At 67.0% G+C, this 17,875-nt stretch carries 13 protein-coding genes; 7 read left to right on the top strand and 6 right to left on the bottom strand.

All coding sequences use genetic code 11. The annotated features are described in order from the left end of the window. Positions 1-390: 390 nt before the first annotated feature. The 3 genes from OSC30_RS10070 to OSC30_RS10060 all read right to left on the bottom strand — a co-directional run bounded on the left by OSC30_RS10070 (position 391) and on the right by OSC30_RS10060 (position 6,561). On the bottom strand, positions 391-2,658 hold the full coding sequence (locus tag OSC30_RS10070; protein ID WP_267171718.1) for a glycosyl hydrolase family 95 catalytic domain-containing protein: 2,268 nt from the start codon (positions 2,656-2,658) through the stop codon (positions 391-393). Positions 2,659-2,731: 73 nt separating this feature from the next. Then, positions 2,732-5,308 carry a TonB-dependent receptor gene (locus tag OSC30_RS10065; RefSeq protein WP_267171717.1) on the bottom strand — a complete coding sequence of 859 codons (2,577 nt, stop codon included), beginning with the start codon at positions 5,306-5,308 and terminating at the stop codon, positions 2,732-2,734. 374 nt (positions 5,309-5,682) lie between these two features. Next, positions 5,683-6,561 carry a pseudouridine synthase gene (locus OSC30_RS10060; protein WP_267171716.1) on the bottom strand — a complete coding sequence of 293 codons (879 nt, stop codon included), beginning with the start codon at positions 6,559-6,561 and terminating at the stop codon, positions 5,683-5,685. Between the two features lie 73 nt (positions 6,562-6,634). Here OSC30_RS10060 and OSC30_RS10055 point away from each other — a divergent pair, with 73 nt between their 5' ends. The 3 genes from OSC30_RS10055 (at position 6,635) to OSC30_RS10045 (ending at position 9,836) form a co-directional block, all read left to right on the top strand. Further along, positions 6,635-7,189, top strand: a complete 555-nt coding sequence (locus OSC30_RS10055) for a YaeQ family protein (RefSeq protein WP_267171715.1) — start codon at positions 6,635-6,637, stop codon at positions 7,187-7,189. Positions 7,190-7,372: 183 nt separating this feature from the next. Next, positions 7,373-9,202, top strand: a complete 1,830-nt coding sequence (typA, locus tag OSC30_RS10050) for a translational GTPase TypA (RefSeq protein ID WP_267171714.1) — start codon at positions 7,373-7,375, stop codon at positions 9,200-9,202. A 376-nt stretch (positions 9,203-9,578) separates the two neighbouring features. Then, entirely contained in the window at positions 9,579-9,836 is a 258-nt protein-coding gene (locus OSC30_RS10045; RefSeq protein ID WP_267171713.1) for a hypothetical protein, read from the top strand. Between the two features lie 114 nt (positions 9,837-9,950). Here OSC30_RS10045 and OSC30_RS10040 read toward each other — a convergent pair whose 3' ends face one another. Further along, entirely contained in the window at positions 9,951-11,003 is a 1,053-nt protein-coding gene (locus tag OSC30_RS10040; protein ID WP_267171712.1) for a mechanosensitive ion channel family protein, read from the bottom strand. A 153-nt stretch (positions 11,004-11,156) separates the two neighbouring features. Between OSC30_RS10040 and OSC30_RS10035 the strand changes: the two genes are divergently transcribed. The 4 genes from OSC30_RS10035 to OSC30_RS10020 all read left to right on the top strand — a co-directional run bounded on the left by OSC30_RS10035 (position 11,157) and on the right by OSC30_RS10020 (position 16,911). Then, positions 11,157-12,494, top strand: a complete 1,338-nt coding sequence (locus tag OSC30_RS10035; protein WP_267171711.1) for a phospholipase D-like domain-containing protein — start codon at positions 11,157-11,159, stop codon at positions 12,492-12,494. Positions 12,495-12,505: 11 nt separating this feature from the next. Beyond that, the gene (gene xth / locus OSC30_RS10030) at positions 12,506-13,318 is read left to right on the top strand and encodes an exodeoxyribonuclease III (protein WP_267171710.1); all 813 of its coding nucleotides are present in this window, start codon (positions 12,506-12,508) and stop codon (positions 13,316-13,318) included. A gap of 164 nt (positions 13,319-13,482) precedes the next feature. After that, positions 13,483-16,206: a M14 family zinc carboxypeptidase gene (locus tag OSC30_RS10025; protein ID WP_267171709.1), complete on the top strand. Its 2,724-nt coding sequence runs from the start codon at positions 13,483-13,485 to the stop codon at positions 16,204-16,206. 285 nt (positions 16,207-16,491) lie between these two features. Next, the gene (locus OSC30_RS10020) at positions 16,492-16,911 is read left to right on the top strand and encodes a PepSY domain-containing protein (RefSeq protein WP_267171708.1); all 420 of its coding nucleotides are present in this window, start codon (positions 16,492-16,494) and stop codon (positions 16,909-16,911) included. 1 nt (position 16,912) lies between these two features. Here OSC30_RS10020 and OSC30_RS10015 read toward each other — a convergent pair whose 3' ends face one another. Together OSC30_RS10015 and thpR are read right to left on the bottom strand one after the other, a co-directional pair. Next, positions 16,913-17,068: a hypothetical protein gene (locus OSC30_RS10015; RefSeq protein WP_267171707.1), complete on the bottom strand. Its 156-nt coding sequence runs from the start codon at positions 17,066-17,068 to the stop codon at positions 16,913-16,915. Between the two features lie 67 nt (positions 17,069-17,135). Beyond that, positions 17,136-17,720 carry an RNA 2',3'-cyclic phosphodiesterase gene (gene thpR / locus OSC30_RS10010; protein ID WP_267171706.1) on the bottom strand — a complete coding sequence of 195 codons (585 nt, stop codon included), beginning with the start codon at positions 17,718-17,720 and terminating at the stop codon, positions 17,136-17,138. Between the last annotated feature and the right edge of the window lie 155 nt (positions 17,721-17,875).

The following is a 17,875-nucleotide window of genomic DNA, read 5'->3' as shown; positions in this document are numbered from 1 at the left end:
GTTCCACTCGCTGCGATGAGCTCCGCCAACGACCCCCCAGCTTTCCCGTTGAAGCAGGAGAAGTCGTTGGATGGCATCCGAGGGACGCGTTCATGGCCTGTCCTGTGCGGATCGGCGCGTGAGCACGGCACGGCCGCGATCGCGATCGCGGGCTTGCGGTGATGTCGTCGTACGCGCCGCGCAAGGCTACAGGGGCCAGCGTGAAGGACTGCCACGCCGGCGGCGGGCGCTGGGCAAGTTCCTTTCCCGCAAAGCCGTTGCAGGAGCCCACTTGTGGGCGATGCTTCTCGCGGAGCGGCCGGATAGGAAGCATCGCCCACAAGTGGGCTCCTACAGTGGTTGTCGGTACGCCGGGGCTCCCCTTGCGAGCGCGGCTGCGGAGATTCATTTTCATGGCAACGCCTTGCGCACCAGGCGTGCCTTGCCGTCGGCATCGCGGTCGACATGGATATCGAAGCGCTGCCCGCGGAAGTGCACGCCCTTGAGAGTCAGCCCGTTCCATCCCGGCGGCAACACCGGCGCGTACTTCTCGCTCAGGCCGTCATCGTCGATGCGCAGGCCGGTGAGGCCGTAGAGCATGCTCTGCAGGAAACCGGCCGAGGTGGCCAGGATGTAGCCGGCGTTGTTGGCGGCGGTTTCGGTGCGCACGTTGAACGGCGGCTTGAGAAAACCGACCAGGTTGCGCTCGATCCATGCGCCGGCCGCCTTGGCATCACCCAGCTCCGCGGCGCCGACGGCCAGCATCACCATCATCATCTCGTTCGGGTCATCACCGTGGCTCTTGAGCGCCTGCAACTGGAAGTCGAAATCGTTGCGGCGTACCTGCGGCGACATCGGCAGGTCGAGGTTGGGGTACATCAGCCAGACCAGCGAGGAGCCCATCCAGGTGATCTTGTCGTGCGGCACCGACTTGTCGAAGTCCAAGTGGCGCTGCCCGGCTTCATCAAAGGGGATGTACATCTTCGAGGCGATTTCGCCCCAGCGCGGGTCGGCCCTGGCGCCGACCACCCGGGCCGCCTTCACCGCAATACGAAGCGCCTTGCGCGCGGCAGCGTTGGTGAACGAGTCGTTCGGCACGTCGTTGTAGGCCTCGTCGGGCGAGGTGACGTGGTGGATTTCGTAGCGGTCGCGCGCCTTGTCGTAGGTGACGCGACTGGTCCAGAAAGTGGCAATGCCTTCCAGCACGGGCCAGGCGTGGGTCTTCAGCCATGCCTCGTCGCCGGTGGCCAGGTAGTACTGCCATTGCGCGATGGCGATGTCGGCGTTGACATGCACCTCGCGGTAGACCTCCCAGGCGAAGTGCGGGGTGACGTCCACGCCGGTCTGCGGATCGGCTTCCCATGGGTACATGGTGCCGGCCACGCCGTACTGGCGGGCGCGCGCCCGCGCCGGCCCAGTGGTGCGGGCGCGGAACATCACGATCGGCCTGGCCCGCTCCGGGTGCAGCAGCAACAAGGCCGGGAATACCCACGAGTCGCTGTCCCAGAAGGCGTGTCCGGCGTAGTTGGGCGTCAGCGCGCAGGCGCCCATCGGCCAGGCGGTGCCCACGGTGCTGTTGGACAGCAGGTAGTAGAGGTCGGAGTGCACCGCCTTCTGCACGGCAGGATCGCCGTCGACCACGATGTCCGATTGCCAGAGCCGGTGCCAGGCAGCCTGGTGGTCGGCGAGCAGGCGATCAAAACCGGTCTCGCGGGCGGCGGTCGCCATGGCGAGCACGTCCTGATCCTCGCCCCAGCCCTCACGCGACAGCGCCAGGTACTTGGTAAAGACGTAGCGCCGGCCCTTGTGCAGCGTGGCGGTGATCTCCAGCGACAGCCTGGTCGGGCTCTGTTCGAGCTTCACCGTATCGGGCGCAAGGCCCTCGGGCAGCCCGATCGCGGCCGCCTCGGCCATGCCCAACCCGTGCTGCGCCCTGCCCTTCAATGCGAGCGTCAGCGCCTTGGCATCGCCGTCGGTGGAAAGCACTTGCGTGTAACCGGGATACCAGACCGGTGCGCGGTCGGGCGTGGGCACCGGCTTGTTGTCCAGGCTCTGGCCGCTGGCGATCACCGCGGCGATCATTTCCTCGCCGCCCATGCTGGCGATCGGGAAGCGCGGCTGGTGCTCGGACCACAGCCGCAGCGGGAAGCTCAGTCGCACCTGGCCATCGAACTGCGGCGTGATCGCGATGCGCGTGGCCGCCAGGTGCGGCGAGGCCTGGCTGACGAAGGTGATGACCTGGATGTCGCTGGCCTTGTTGGCGTAGGCGAAGCGGTAGCGCGTGGTCAGCGTGGCATCGTGCATGTCCAGCGTCTGCGCATAGTCGCGGAAGATGCCCGCATCCAGCCGCGTGCGGTTGATCCAGCCGCCGCCGGGGTTGTAGTCGATCTCGCTCCAGCCGGGGATCGCGGCGGGGCGCGAGATGTCGCCCGGCTTGTAATCCATGAACGCGACCATGTAGGCGGCGTTGGGCTCGGTACCGCGCGGCGAGGTCATGGTGGAGAAATAGCCGTTGGCCAGGTAGCTGGGGAAGTAGTGGCCGAAGTCTTTCGCCGTGGCGGTGAACAGGAAGCCCGGATCGGTGGCAAAGGCCGGACCGGCGCCGGCCGCGAACAGCGACAGGGCGATGCGGAACAGCGTGTTCCGGAGCGAACGGGCTAGCAGGTGGCCGGGCTTCATCGCACCTCCGCGGTGAGGTCGAAAAAAAGCGCCTGCGTCCGCCACCGCGGCGGGCGCAGGCGATCCGGGTGGATCAGAACAGGTACTTGACCTGCAGGTTGACCTCGCGCCCCTCCAGCGGACGGGCCAGGATCACGCCGGTGGTGCCGGCGGCCGAGCCGAAGATGCGCGAGTTGCTCTCGGTCAGGCCCAGCTCGTTGGTCATGTTGGTGCCCTGCAGCCGCACCTGCCAGTTCTGCTGGATGTCGGCCACCACGCCGAAATCCCAGGTGTGGTAGCTGCCCAGCTGCTGCAGGCCGGAAATGTCCTGCGTGTGGTCGCCGACATGGGTGAAGGTGACGAAGGCGAGCACGTCGCCCCAGCCGAACGGGATCCTGTAACTGGGCGTGAACATGTAGCGCACCTTCGGCTGGCGCTGCAGTTGCACGCCATTGATCAGGGCGCAGCCGTCGCCCGCGACCGGATTGGTGTACGGCAGGCAGGAGTTGTTGTGCGAGTAGTGACCGTCCAGGTAGTTGCCGACCAGCTGGAACTTCAGGTTTTCGGTCGGGCTCCAGGCAGTGTTGACGTTGATGCCCTTGGAGTCCGAACCGTAGGTGCTCTGCGGGCCGTTGGGCACGCCGGCCGCATCGGTAGGCTGGTACAACAGGCCGATGAACTGGCGGTGGTAGGCGCTCAGGTCCAGGAACCACTGTTCGCTCTGGTATTTGAAGCCGCCTTCGAAGTTCTGGATCTTCTGCATTGGCGCGGTGTTGCCGGTGGTGTTGCCGCGGATGCCGTTGTCGAAGTCGTCGAAGTGGCCACCACGGTTGGCGCGGAAGTACACGCTCATGTTGTCGGCGAGCTCGTAGTTCACGCCGAAGGTCCACGATGGGTGCGTCTTGTCGTATTCGGTGCGGGCGAAGGTGCCGTCGCACACCGGCACCGCGTTGTTGTAGAGCGTGTTCGGGTTGCCGTCGGTGTCGATCACGCCATTGACGGGGTTGCCCTCGTCATCGACCCGGCCATCGCTCTGGAAATTGCACACGTTGTTGGTGGCGTCCTGGTTCTCGATGCGGCCGGACAGGTCGATCAGCCACTTGCCGATGCGCCAGATGTCGGACAGGTAGAACGCCTTGTTGGTCGCGTTGCCGTGCTGGGCGATGTTGAAGCCGCCGTTGTCCAGGAAACCCTGGCCGTCGGTCAGGTAGTACGTCTGGCCGCCATCGGCGTAGGTGACCGTGATCGGCCGCGCGTTGGGCGTGTTGGTCATCAGCATCTGGTTGCCCAGCGCCCACTCGTCGTCCATGGTGTAGTGCGCCAGGTAGACGCCGGCCGTGAGCGTGTTGCCCTCGAAGATTTCCTTGCTCAGGCGGAAGTCGTTGCTGATGTTCTTCAGGTGCTTGTGGATGAACCACCAGCCCTGGTGGATCACGCTCTGGTTCGGGTCGACCGCGCCGCCACCGACGTAGCTGGCGGTGGCCGAACCGGGAGCCAGGTTGAACGCGCCGATCTGGCTCTGGTCGGTGTAGAGCATGTCGGCGAGGCTGCCCGGGTTGGTACCGGAGAACAGCGCGTTGGTGTCCGCGTCGCCGCCGTCGATCAGGAACTTGTCCGAGATGTTCCAGCCGTTGCCCAGGGCGTAGTCGAAGTTGCCGCCGAAGAAGCCGAACTTGGCGCCGCGTCCGTTGGCGAGGTTGGCATCGCGTCCGCCGCCGGGGTAGCCGGCGAGGAACACGTGCTGGATCGCCGGCCCATTGTAGGTGTCGGTGAGCGGATCGAAGCCCGGATAGGCATGGAAGTCGTCGGTGCCGGACTGCAGCAACGGAATGGGCGTGATGAACTGGTTGCGGTCGTTGAGGTAGCGCGCGTACAGCGTCATGGTGCCGTTGTCGCTGTCGTGGGTGAACGTGCCGGTGAGCTGGCCGCCCTTGTCCGCCGAGAACTTGGGATCGCGCACGCCGTCGGAATCGCGGTAGAAGCCGCCGATGCTGCCGTAGGTGTCCTTGCCCAGCGGGAAGCCGAAGAAACCGTCGACGCGGCGCAGGTTCTCGTTGCCGTAGGTAACGCCGATACTGCCGGAGGGCACCTCGGTGCCCTGCTTGAGGATGAAGTTCTCGCTGGCGCCGATCTGGCCGTCGGCGAACACCACCGAGGGACCGCCCTGGATGATTTCGGCGCGGTCGACGGTGTCGTCCAGACGGAAGATCGAGGTCTGTTCGAAGAACGACAGCGTGGGCATGCCGTACAGCGGCGAACCCATGATCTGCACCGTGTTGAACGGCGCGTCGCCGCCGCCGGGAAAGCCGGCGATCTCGATATTGGCGCCGGTCTGGCCACCGGTGGATTCGGGCCACAGGCCCGGCGCGATCTTCAAAAGATCCGCCGTGCTCTTGGGGTTGGCCATCTTGATTTCTTCGGCAGTGGCGGTGGTCACCGTGTAGCTGGTGTCGATCTTGCGCAGGCCGCCGGTGGCGGTGTTGCCGGTGACCACCACTTGCTCGAGGCTCTTCGCGTTGGCGGCACTGGGCGCTCTCTGCGCCCTGGCAGCGGCAGGTGCCGGGGTCGTCGTCGCGTCCTGCGCCTGGTCGTCGTTCTGCGCGAGCGCCAGGCCGGGCATCAGGCAGGCGGCGATCGCCGCGGATAGGGTCACTTGCACGTATTTGTTCATCAGCTTCGCTCCCCGTCAGGTGTGTACTCGACGGTGGGCTGCCGGCGGGCAGCCACGCCGCTTCGCCGTTCTTGTCTGTTGCTTGCGCCTGCGGCATTTCGCCACAGCCGAGCCAAATACTTACCCCCGCGTGAGCGTGCTGTAAATGCGCGCTGCACTTTCACACCCGTGCTGCACCGCGTCACGGCGCTGTTGCTCCATCCCCGCGGCCGGCTCGGTCGCGCGTCCGATGGCCCACAGGTAGGCACGGCAGGGCTCGCAGCCGCGGAGCATGGACGTGCGGGGTGCGCTCCCGCCCTGGTGCGTGGGCTCGCCGCGATCGTAAGGCGCGACGGTCGCGCGCCGTGCCGTAAAGGACCCCGGCGGCAGCGCGCCTAAGCGATGGCGTCGAGCGACCGGGCGCTGCGGAACTGCCGCGGTCGCCCGCTCAACGGATCGACGAAGGCGAGCGCGCGTGCCAGTAACTGCAACGGCCGGCCGGGGTCATCCTCCTCACGATCCTGCAGCGCCGGATAGAACCGGTCATTGCGGATCGGCGCACCGAGCGCAGCCATGTGCACGCGTAACTGGTGCTTGCGCCCGGTATGCGGGTCCAGCGCGTAGCGCCACCACCGCGGGCCCCGCTCGATCACGTCCACGCGCGTCTCGCTGTTCGCCTCGCCGTCCGCCTCGCGCATGCGGAAGAACGGCTCGCCCCGCTCCAGCCGCGAGTGGCGGACGTAAGGGAAATCCAGCCCGGGCAGCGGCGCGGCCAGCGCCTCGTAGCGCTTGGCGATCCGTCGCTCGCGGAACAGCCGGAGGTAGGCATCGCGCGTGGCCGGTTGCGCCGAGAAGAGCACGAGCCCGGCCGTCTCGCGATCCAGGCGGTGCAGCGGCACCAGCGCCGGGTTGCCCAGCCGACGGACCAGCCGCGCCAGCAGCGTCTGCTGCACGTACGCGCCCGCCGGCACCACCGGCAGGAAATGCGGCTTGTCGACCACCACCAGGTGCGCGTCCTCGTGCAGCACCACTTCGTCGCCAGGAATCGTCGGCTCGCTCGCCACCTCACGGAAATAGCGCAGCTTCATGCCGGCGCCATAGGGCGTGTGCTCGTCGATCGGCTGGTCGCGGGCATCCAGCACGCGTCCACGGCGCACCCGGTCCAGCCACTGCCCGCGCGGGATGCGCGGGAAGCAGGCACAGAGGCTGTCCAGCGCCGTCGGCCAATCGCCTTCGGGCAGATGCACAGTGCTGGGCGCGGTCGCGTGGATCATCCGCGTCAGCTTAGCGCCGGCCATCGCGGTGGCGGAGCGTACAATGGACGATTACCTCGCACCAGGCACACCCATGGCCCTCAACGCCACCATCCACAAGGCGGAACTGTCGATCAGCGACATGGACCGGCACTACTACGCCACCCATGCGCTGACCCTCGCCCGCCACCCTTCCGAAACCGAAGAACGGCTGATGGTGCGGCTGCTCGCCTTCGCGCTGCACGCCGACGATCGGCTGGAGTTCGGCAAGGGCTTGAGCGACGAGGACGAGCCGGCGCTATGGCGCCGCGCGTACACCGACGAGATCGAGCAGTGGATCGAGCTCGGCCAGCCCGACGAGGCACGCATCCGCAAGGCGTGCGGCCGCTCGCGCCAGGTCGTGGTGGTCAACTACGGCGGTCGCGTCGCCGACATCTGGTGGGACAAGGTCGGCAACGCGCTTTCGCGCAACGACAACCTCACCGTGCTGGACATCGACGAGGCGACCGTGCACCAGCTCGCCGCCTTGTGCGACCGCGGCATGCGGCTGCAGTGCCTGATTCAGGACGGCGAACTGCAGTTGATCAGCGGCGACACCACCGTTGCGGTCCGGCCGCGCGCGCGCATGGGCGAGTACGCAGCGGCCTGACCGCCCCCGGTCGATGGCGACCCATCCGGATCGGGTGGCCCTCTTGCGCCCCGGCGGCGCGCAGGCGCACGCGACCATTTATTCCCCGCACGGGCAAGAAAGCCCATAAACCCGTATAATTGCGGAGTTTACCCCTCCGAAATCTTACGTGGCGGCTGAGCTAGCGTCGCCCGGGCCTGTGCCATGTCCATCGAAAAACTGCGCAATATCGCCATCGTCGCCCACGTCGACCACGGCAAAACCACTCTCGTCGATCAGCTGCTCAAGCAGTCGGGCACGCTCAACGAGCGTACCGTGCTGGCCGAGCGCGTGATGGACTCCAATGACCAGGAAAAGGAACGCGGCATCACCATCCTGGCCAAGAACACCGCCATCACCTGGCAGGACAACCGCATCAACATCGTCGACACGCCCGGACACGCCGACTTCGGTGGCGAGGTCGAGCGCGTGCTGTCGATGGTGGACACGGTGCTGATCCTGGTCGACGCGCTGGACGGCCCGATGCCGCAGACGCGCTTCGTCACGCAGAAGGCCTTCGCGATGGGCTTCAAGCCGATCGTGGTGATCAACAAGATCGACCGTCCGGGCTCGCGTGCGGAGTGGGTCGTCGAGCAGGTGTGGGATCTGTTCGACCGCCTGGGCGCCACGCCCGAGCAGATGGACTTCCCGATCGTCTACGCCTCGGCGCTCAACGGTTATGCCTCGCTGGACGAGAACGCCCGCGAAGGCGACATGACGCCGCTGTACGAGGCCATCATGCAGCACGCGCCCAAGCCGGAGGTCGATCCGGAAGGCCCGTTCCAGATGCGCATCAGCCAGCTCGACTACAGCAACTTCGTCGGCGTGATCGGCATCGGCCGCATCCAGCGCGGTACGTTGAAGAAGAACATGCCGGTGGCGGTGATCGATCGCCACGGCAAGAAGCGCCAGGGCAAGGTGCTGCAGGTGCTCGGCTTCCTCGGCCTGGAGCGCATCGAACAGGACACTGCCGAGGCCGGCGACATCGTCGCGATCTCCGGCATTGCCGAGCTGACCATTTCCGATACCGTCTGCGCGCTGGACGCGCCCGAGGCGCTGCCGGCGCTGACGGTCGACGAGCCGACCATCAGCATGACCTTCCAGGTCAACAACTCGCCGTTCGCCGGCAACAAGGATCTTTCCGGCGGCAAGTTCCTCACCAGCCGCCAGCTCAAGGACCGCCTGGACCGCGAGCAGGTGCATAACGTCGCACTGAAGGTCGAGCAGGGTTCGGATGCGGACAAGTTCCTGGTCTCCGGCCGCGGCGAGCTGCACCTGTCGGTGCTGATCGAGAACATGCGCCGCGAGGGCTATGAACTGGCCGTGTCGCGCCCGGAAGTGATCATCAAGGAGATCGACGGCCAGAAGATGGAGCCGATCGAGCAGCTGGTGGTCGACGTGGAAGAGATCCACCAGGGCCCGGTGATGGAGCGCCTGGGCATCCGCAAGGGCCAGCTCAAGAACATGGAGCCCGACGGCAAGGGTCGCGTGCGCCTGGAGTACATGATCCCGGCGCGTGGCCTGATCGGCTTCCAGAACCAGTTCAAGACCCTGACCCAGGGTTCAGGCCTGCTGTTCCACGTGTTCGACCACTACGGTCCGAAGGAAGAAGGCCAGATCGCCAAGCGCCAGAACGGCGTGATGATCGCCAACGCCGGCGGCACCACCCCCGCCTACTCGCTGGGGCCGCTGCAGGAACGCGGCAAGCTGTTCGCCGCCGAAGGCGACAACGTTTACGAGGGCCAGCTGGTAGGCATCCACGCCAAGGACAACGACCTGACCGTCAACGCGATCAAGCCCAAGCCGCTGACCAACATGCGCGCCTCGGGCAAGGACGATGCGATCCAGCTGACCCCCGCGATCAAGTTCTCGCTGGAGCAGGCACTGGACTTCATCGACGACGACGAGCTGGTCGAGGTCACGCCGAAGGAAATCCGCCTGCGCAAGAAGCACCTGACCGAGAACGACCGCAAGCGGGCCTCGCGCGGGGCCTGACGCGCCCGACCCGGTCGACGAAAGAGCCGCCGCAAGGCGGCTTTTTTTTGGCTCATCGCTTTGCCGGGAACGCGATGGCCGTGTTCCCGGTTTGACCGCGATGGATCTTCTGCGGGAGCACACCTACAAGGTGGTCGCGCGCCCCTTCCCGCGAACCGCAAAGAACTTTTTCTCGCGCTTTTTGCGGGAGCCCACTTGTGGGCGATGCCCTTCTCCGGCACCGCGCCCAAAGCATCGCCCACAAGTGGGCTTTCACAGTGTTCCAGGCCGGCCATGCACGCGGCGACCACGGCACCGCGTGCAACGTCCACCTCGTCTGGCGCGGGGGCGCCAGCGTGCGAGGGGAGTGTCGATGGAGATTTCGAGCAGCCGGCCAGTGTCATTCACGCAGGTCGGCAACGAGCTGGACGATTTGAAGAACGAAGTGGAGACCATGGCGCTGGTGCTGCGTGCGCTGGTCGAGTCGCACCCGGCGCCGGCTGAGCTGGTCAAGCGCTGGAACACGCTCAGCCGCGAGCCGATCGAGCAGACCCGGCCCAAGGGTTGCCACCCCGGCGTGCTCACGCGCAAGGAACGGCTGTACCAGACCCTGCAGCGCTGGTCGCACACGGTGCACAGCGCGGAAGTGTCGTAAGGCGGGGCGCTGGATCCGGTAGGAGCCCACTTGTGGGCGATGCTTCGGTTTTCGATGGGGCACCGGAACAAGAGCATCGCCTACAAGTGGGCTCCTGCAAATTTCTGCAGCCTGTCAGCGGTTATCCCCCTTCGGAAAGCGCACCCGTTCCGGCTGCGCGTTGAGCCGCGCCAGCATGGTGTCGATCAGCCGCGTCTTGACGCTGCCCGCGTGGCGCGGCTCCACCACGTAGCGCACGATGGCATCCACCCAGGTGTTGGTGTTGATGCGGAACAACACCGACGGCCGCTCGTTGACCTGCAATTCGTCCACCGGCGTCCTGGCCAGCACCTCGCGGAAGGTGCGCACGCGCCCGAGCATGGCCTCGCCCAGTTCCTCCTCGGCCGCCTCGCGCATGACCTGCTCGACGAAGGCGAAATCGCTGTCGTAGCCGACCTGGAAGTTGATCTCGTTCCAGATGTACGGGAACACCGGCCAGGAATAGTTGTAGACCGCGCTGGTCAGCACGTTCGCGTTCGGGAACTTCACGATGCGCCCGCTCGGGTGGTCGGTGGAGATGTAGGGTCCGCCGACCTCCCATAGCGTGGTGTCCAGGTAGGTCACGTCGATCACGTCGCCGGTGGCGTCGCCGATCTGGATGCGGTCGCCCACGCGGTAAGGTTCGCGCACCAGGATGTAGACCCAGCCGATGAAGCTGGTGATCGGCGTCTGCAGCGCGAAGCCCAGTACCAGCGAGATCAGCCCCAGCGAGGCCACCGCGGCGTACCAGTTGGCGAACAGCACCGACACCACGATCAGCGCCAGCACCATGTACACCACCAGCCGCAGGATGCGCTTGAGGTTGTAGCGCGTCACCGCCGTCTGCGCCCGCTCGATGGCAAACGCCTGCACCAGCCGCGAGGCAGCCAGGGTCAGCACGATCGCCATCGCCCCCACGGTGGCGCGCCGCGCCATCGGCAGGTAGCGCCCGAGGATGCCGAAGAATTCCAGCCGCAACAGGTAGAACAGCACCGTCAGCGCAATCAGGACTAGCCCGAAGATGCCCAGCCAGAACTTGTGCCGGGAACCCATCGACCGCTTTTGCCTGTGATGCGTGGCCGTGCTCGTGGCCAGTGCGTGGCGCACGTCGGCGCGGCGCTCCACCTCGCGTACCGCCTTGTCGGTCATGCCTGCTCCGGGAACGGGTCCGCGCACAGCAGACAACCGCGGCGGTGCCGACCAGGTGAAGGCGTTGACCCCAACTGCACGCCCGCACCGGATGATGAGTCCGGTTCCGCTCCGGCGCGCCACTGGGCGCCCCCGGCGCAGCCAGGAGACGCCATGCCCGCCGACCCCGAGACCACCCGCGACGCCGGCGAGCCCTGCCCGCCGCCGCGCCCACGCTGGAAGCGTCGCCTGTTGTGGGCCGGCCTGGGTGCCTTCGCCGCATTGGTGCTCGGCGTACTGGCACTCAACCTGGTCCCGCAAACCCAGCAACTCGTACATCCGCTGGGTCCGCTGAGCCCGGTCGACAGTCCGCAGTTCCGCCGCGAGATCGGCAACCTGCTGGGACCGGCGATCGTCGAGGGCAACGCGGTGGAGGATTTCCAGAACGGCGCGGAAATCTTTCCGGCCATGCTCGAGGCGATCCGCTCGGCGCAACACAGCGTGGACATGGAGACCTACATCTACTGGTCGGGCCGGATCGCCGAGGAGTTCGTGGCGGCGCTGACCGAGCGCGCCCGTGCCGGCGTGCGCGTGCACGTGATCGCCGACTGGGTCGGCTCCACCCGCATGCAGCAAAAAGTGGTCGACGCATTGCGCGCCGGCGGCGTGCATTTCGAGTATTTCCATCCGCTGCGCTGGTACGACATCGACCGCATCAACAACCGCACCCACCGCAAGCTGCTGATCGTCGATGGCCGCGTGGCCTTCACCGGCGGCGTGGGCATCGCCGACGAATGGGACGGGCATGGCAACCGGCCGGACATCTGGCGCGACATGCAGATCCGCGTCACCGGCCCCGGCGCGCTGCAGATGCAGGCGGTGTTCGAGGACAACTGGATCACCACCACCGGCCAGGCCCTGCTCGGCCCCGACTACTACCCGGCGGTGCCGGCGGCCGGCGACGTCGCCGTGCAGACGGTGGCGAGCTCGCCCGAGGGCGGCGGCGAGAACCTGCAACTGATGTACCTGATGGCGATCAACGGCGCGCGCCGGTCGATCGACCTGGAAGCGGCCTATTTCGTGCCCGACGAACTGACCATGTCGGCGTTGAAGCGCGCGCTCGAGCGCGGCGTGCGCATCCGCCTGGTGGTGCCCGGGCCCTACGTCGACAGCGAGATCATCAGCCACGCGGCACAGACGCGCTGGGGTGAAGTGCTCAAGGCCGGCGGCCGCATCTACCGCTTCCAGCCGGCCATGTTCCACAACAAGCTGATGATCGTGGACGGCTACCTCACCATCGCCGGCAGCGCCAATTTCGACAACCGCTCCTTCAGCCTCAACGACGAATCCAACATCGTGGTGTTCGACCGCGACTTCGCCACCCACATGACCGAGGTGGTGGACCGCGACATCGCGCGATCGAAGGCACTTTCCCTCGAACAATGGCGACACCGTCCGTGGACGCGCCGCATGCTGGACTGGCTTTCCGCGCTCGGTGCCGCGCAGTACTAGAGGGATCCCCGATGCCTGCCCGCAAGCCGCTCAAGGTGGCCACGTACAACATCAACGGCGTGCGCACGCGCCTGCCTTCGCTGCTGGCCTGGCTGGAACGCGAGAAGCCGGACGTGGCGTGCCTGCAGGAATTGAAGGCACCGGACGAGGCCTTTCCCATCGAGGCCATTCGCGATGCCGGTTACGGCGCGATCTGGCACGGCCAGCGCTCCTGGAACGGGGTGGCGATCCTCGCCCGCGGCGCAGATCCGCAGGAAAGCCGCCGCGGCCTGCCGGGCGACCCGAAGGACACCCAGAGCCGTTACCTGGAAGCGGCCGCGCACGGCCTCATCGTCGGTTGCCTGTACCTGCCCAACGGCAACCCGCAGCCGGGGCCTAAATTCGACTACAAGCTGGCGTGGTTCGACCGCTTCATCGAGTACGCGCAAGGCCTGGTGGGCAGCGAGCATCCGGTGCTGCTGGCCGGCGACTACAACGTGGTGCCCACGGACGAGGACATCTACAACCCACGCTCCTGGCGCCGCGACGCCCTGTTGCAGCCGGAAAGCCGCGAGCGCTATGCGGACCTGCTGGCGCAGGGCTGGACCGATGCGTTGCGCCACCACTTCGGCGAAGAGCGGGTATACACGTTCTGGGACTATTTCCGGCAGCACTGGGAGCGCAATTCGGGCTTGCGCATCGACCACCTGCTGCTCAACCGCGCGCTGGCGCCGCGGTTGAAGGATGCCGGCGTGGACCGCTGGGTTCGCGCCCTGCCGCATCCCAGCGACCACGCACCGACATGGGTCGCTCTCGGGCAAAGCCGCAAGCGCGCCGGCCCCTAGGCCCCTCCCGCTTTCCAGCGAAATCCTGCAGGATCCTTATGCGGAATAAGGCAGAGGGGCGGAATGGGGCAGGCCTTTGCTCTTGCGCGTGATCGCCACACCGGAGCGGGAGCGCAACCTGCGTTTCTGGCAAAGTGGCGTGCGTCCGTTCATCCGGGAAACCCATGCGCCTCTTGTCCTGCCTCGCCGGCTTCGCGCTCGCCGCCAGCAGCCTGGCCATCCATGCCGCCGACACGCTCGCCGCACGTGCCTTCGCCCGCGACCCGGCCCAGCCGGTCGACCAGGCCTATACCGCGCAGATCGCCAGGTTCACCACCGATCCGCAATTCAATTCCCCACTGACCGACTATCTGCCCGCCGCGCCCGGCGTGCCCACGCCGCTGCAGGTACTCGGCCACGTCGCCGGCGCGGCCGACTGGCTGCCCTACTCCGCCGACGTCTACCGCTACTTCCGCGCGCTCGACACCGCCAGCCCGAGAGTGAAGTTGTTCTCCATCGGCAAGACCGAGGAAGGCCGCCAGATGATCGCCGTGGCCGTGGCGGATGAGGCGTTGCTGGCCGACCTGGAAGCCAACGACGCCCGCCTGGCCCAGCTAGCCGATCCGCGCACGCTCGGCCTGGACGACGGCAAGGCCGATGCCCTCATCGAGCGCACCACGCCGGTGTACTACCTCACCGGCTCGATCCACGCCACCGAAACCGGCGCGCCCACCGCGCTGATGGAACTGGCCTACCGGCTGGCAGTGGACGACGCGCCGTACATCAGGCACATCCGCTCGCACGTGATCACCCTGATCACGCCGATCGTCGAAGTGGACGGCCGCGACCGCATGGTCGACCTCTACAACTGGCACAAGGCGCATCCGGACCGGAACTATCCGCCCCTGCTCTACTGGGGCCATTACGTCGCGCACGACAACAATCGCGACGCCATGGGCATGACCCTGGCGCTCACCCGCAACGTCGCCGACACGTACCTGGGCTGGCACGCGCAGGTGCTGCACGATCTGCACGAGTCGGTGCCCTTCCTGTATGACAACACCGTCGGCGACGGCCCCTACAACGCCTGGATCGACCCCATCCTCACCAGCGAATGGCAGCAGCTGGGCTGGGACAACGTGCAGAAAATGACCCAGCTGGGCATGCCCGGCGTGTTCACCCATGGCGACTTCGACACCTGGAGTCCCGGGTATCTGATGTTCATCGCGGCCATGCACAACGGCATCAGCCGCCTGTACGAAACCTTCGGCAACGGCGGCGCCGATACGCGCAAGCGCATCCTGGACCCGTCCGAGTACGAGCGCACCTGGTACCGCCCCAACCCGCCGCTGCCGGAAGTGACCTGGTCCCAGCGCAACAACAACAATTACCAGCAGACCGGCGTGCTCACCGCGCTGGACTACTTCGCCCGCAACGGCAAGGCGTTCCTGAAGAACTTCTACCTCAAGTCCAGGCGCTCGATCGAAAAGCCGACCGAAGCCGGCCCCGCCGCCTATGTGCTGCCCGCAGACGACAAGCGCTCGGGCACCCAGGCGCAACTGCTGCGCGTACTCACGCGCCAGCACGTGGAAATCAGCCGCGCCAGCGCGCCCTTCAGTGTCACCTTGCCCACCGCCGGCGACAAGAAGCCGCGCACGCGCCGCTTCCCCGCCGGCAGCTACGTGGTGCGCATGGACCAGCCCTACTCGCGCATCGCCGACACCCTGCTGGACCGCCAGTACTGGTCGCCCAAGGACCCGCAGCAGCATCCCTACGACGACACCGGCTGGTCGATGGGCGACCTGTACGACGTGGAAGTGGTGCGCGTCACCGACCCGGCCGTGCTCGAGGCGCCGATGCGCCGGCTGGACCGGCCGGTCGGCGTGCCGGAAGGCCTGGCCGGCGTCGACGTGCCGAACGCAAAGCTTCCGCGCATCGCACTGATGCATACCTGGCTCAACACCCAGACCGAAGGCTGGTGGCGGATGGCGCTGGACCAGTTGGGCGTGCATTACGACTACATCAGCACCCAGGACGTGGCGCGCCTGCCCGACCTGCGCGCGCGGTACGACGCCATCCTGTTCGCACCTATCGGCGGCGCCAGCCTGCGCCTGATCGTCGACGGCCTGCCGATGTGGGGCGCGCCCATGCCTTGGCAGACCGGCCCGCTCACGCCCAACCTCGGCCGCATCGACAGCACCCCCGACGTCCGTCCCGGGCTCGGCGAGGCCGGGCTGGCCAACCTCAAGCGCTTCGTGCACGACGGCGGCCTGCTGGTCACCGCCGAGGACACCGCGCAATTCGCCATCGACGCGGGCCTGGCGCCGGGCGTGTTTTCCACTCGCACCCAAAAGCTCAAGGTGGTCGGCAGCGTGCTGCAGGCGCAGTTCGTCGACCGCGACAGCCCGATCGCCGCCGGCTACGGCAAGCAGTTGGCGCTGTACAGCGCCGAAGGCCGCTCCTTTACCGTCTCCAACCTGCTGACCGGCGACCGCGGCCTGCCCAACGCCAACGACGTCGAACGCCCTACCGGCCGCGGCGGCCCGCAGGAGCAGGACGTCCCCGAAGGCCGTCCCTTCGCCAGGCCGCCTGCGCTGCCCGATGCCAAACCCTGGCAGGCGCTGCCGCTGAATGTCGACCAGGCCTACAACAACCCCTGGGTGATCCCGCAAAACCGGCGCCCGCGCGTGATCCTGCGCTTTGCCGACGCCAAGCACCTGCTGGTGTCCGGCCTGCTCGACGGTGGCAGCGAAATGGCCGAGCGCGCGGCGGTGGTCGATGCGCGCTACGGCAAGGGCCACGTGTTGCTGTTCGCCGGCAACCCGATCTGGCGCGGCGAGACGCTGGGCAGCTATCCGTTGGTGCTCAACGCGCTGATCCATGTCGATCGGCTGGACCAGGGACACTGAAGTCGGACGGCGCTTCGATTTCGCTTCGCTACGCCCGGGGCGAACGGATCTCTTTCACCTTGCCTCAAGCGATCCCTCTCCCTCCGGGAGAGGGTGCCAACAGGCGGGTGAGGGTTCGGGCGAAGCGTGGTTCAGGCGCCACCGCACCTCATCCGACCTTTCCTCCGGCAGGGATTTTTTGACACCCGCCTGCCTGAACACCGTCACCCCGCCTCACGGGTTTTTCATCGCTCATTGCCGCCCGCGCCCGAAAACTCGGGCGTACCACTCCCAGGAGGAACGGCCATGAAAAAGCTCGCTTCGATAACCCTTGTCCTGACCCTGGGCGTCTGCGGCACGGCGCTGGCGCAGCAGGCAATGACCGAGGCACAGGTGCGCGAGACGCTGATCCAGCAGGGCTACACCGACATCGACGACCTGAAGTTCGACGGCGGCATGTGGCGCGCCGAAGCCGACAGCGCCGACGGCAACGACGTAGCGCTGCGCATCGACCCCAAGAGCGGCAAGGTCTATCCGGACGAGGACGTCTCCCAGCTGAGCGAGGACGCCGTGCGCGCTTCGCTGTCCACCCAGGGCTACACCAACGTGCACGACGTGGATTTCGACGACGGCGTGTGGCATGCCAAGGCGGACGACAAGAATGACCACCGCGTCGAACTGACCGTCGACCCCTCGAACGGACGCGTGATCGACAGCGACGATTGAGCTATCGCACGGAGGCGTCCGCGGCGGGGCCGAGCGCCTCGTCCGTGGGCGCTGCATGGAACTGGTGGCGCCAGCGCAATGCGCCCACCACCAGCAGCACCACGATCGCCACCAGCAGCAGGATCAGCCCGCCGCGGCGCTTGCCATTGTTTTTCATGCGTACTCCGCGGCCACCGATGCCGCCACGCTAACGCGGCCCACGTCGCGGGCGCGTGCGCAGCGCATCAGGACGGCCCGGCCCGAAGTGCCCAACGGCCCAGCACGCGGTATTCGGTGCGTCCGAGCAGGCTGTGGATGAGCAGGAACTCGCGCACGGCCCAACCCATCGGCTCGACGGGCCGCGGCGCGATTTTCAGCGTGTCGTAGAGCAGCGTGACGTGCGGCACGAATACGCGCTCCGGCCGCGCGAGGCCCGCCGCCGCGAGTCGCGCGCCGAGATCCGCATGCAATCCGGCCAGTGCCGAAGCGCCCTCGCTGCCCAGCAACACGAACGGGTGCTTGCCCGCGCGCCCGACAAAGCTGCCGACGCGGTCGAAGCGCGCCTCGAACGAAGGCAGGGCGACACCGGCGGCCGCCGTGCAGGCGTCGTCCACGCGCTGCCGAGGCACGCCCGCGAAATCGCCCAGGTGGTGCAGCGTCACGTGCAGGTGCCCGGTCGGGCGTGGTCGGCCGCGCAACCCCAGCTGCCCGCGCGTTTCCGCGGCAAGCAGGGCGATGCGTTCGGCCACCTCCGCCGGCGGCATGACGGCGAAGAACAGGCGGTCGGTCGGGTGCGGTGCGGCAAAGCCGTCCAGCGAGCTCTGGTGCATGACAGTCAGGTGCAGGAAAGGACGCCCATTGTAGATACTCTGTTACCGGTCAACCCCTAGCGAGGTGGCAGGCGCTGAACAACTTGGTGGGATCGAAGGTCTCGCCGCGTTGCATGCAGGCCCACAGACCGGTGAGGTACTTGCGCATGACTGCG

It is taken from the genome of Frateuria hangzhouensis, from assembly GCF_026410505.1.
Classification (GTDB): domain Bacteria; phylum Pseudomonadota; class Gammaproteobacteria; order Xanthomonadales; family Rhodanobacteraceae; genus Frateuria_A; species Frateuria_A hangzhouensis.
Note: the sequence above shows the minus strand (reverse complement) of the source record. Positions and strands in the feature narration are given on the sequence as shown.

Excerpts from the sequence above, each read along its gene's own strand:
- OSC30_RS10035 (WP_267171711.1), top strand. The coding sequence starts at position 11,157 with ATGCCCGCCGACCCCGAGACCACCCGCGACGCCGGCGAGCCCTGCCCG.
- xth (WP_267171710.1), top strand. The coding sequence starts at position 12,506 with ATGCCTGCCCGCAAGCCGCTCAAGGTGGCCACGTACAACATCAACGGC.
- OSC30_RS10015 (WP_267171707.1), bottom strand. The coding sequence starts at position 17,068 with ATGAAAAACAATGGCAAGCGCCGCGGCGGGCTGATCCTGCTGCTGGTG.
- OSC30_RS10040 (WP_267171712.1), bottom strand. The coding sequence starts at position 11,003 with ATGACCGACAAGGCGGTACGCGAGGTGGAGCGCCGCGCCGACGTGCGC.
- OSC30_RS10060 (WP_267171716.1), bottom strand. The coding sequence starts at position 6,561 with ATGATCCACGCGACCGCGCCCAGCACTGTGCATCTGCCCGAAGGCGAT.
- thpR (WP_267171706.1), bottom strand. The coding sequence starts at position 17,720 with ATGCACCAGAGCTCGCTGGACGGCTTTGCCGCACCGCACCCGACCGAC.
- typA (WP_267171714.1), top strand. The coding sequence starts at position 7,373 with ATGTCCATCGAAAAACTGCGCAATATCGCCATCGTCGCCCACGTCGAC.
- OSC30_RS10070 (WP_267171718.1), bottom strand. The coding sequence starts at position 2,658 with ATGAAGCCCGGCCACCTGCTAGCCCGTTCGCTCCGGAACACGCTGTTC.
- OSC30_RS10025 (WP_267171709.1), top strand. The coding sequence starts at position 13,483 with ATGCGCCTCTTGTCCTGCCTCGCCGGCTTCGCGCTCGCCGCCAGCAGC.
- OSC30_RS10055 (WP_267171715.1), top strand. The coding sequence starts at position 6,635 with ATGGCCCTCAACGCCACCATCCACAAGGCGGAACTGTCGATCAGCGAC.
- OSC30_RS10020 (WP_267171708.1), top strand. The coding sequence starts at position 16,492 with ATGAAAAAGCTCGCTTCGATAACCCTTGTCCTGACCCTGGGCGTCTGC.
- OSC30_RS10065 (WP_267171717.1), bottom strand. The coding sequence starts at position 5,308 with ATGAACAAATACGTGCAAGTGACCCTATCCGCGGCGATCGCCGCCTGC.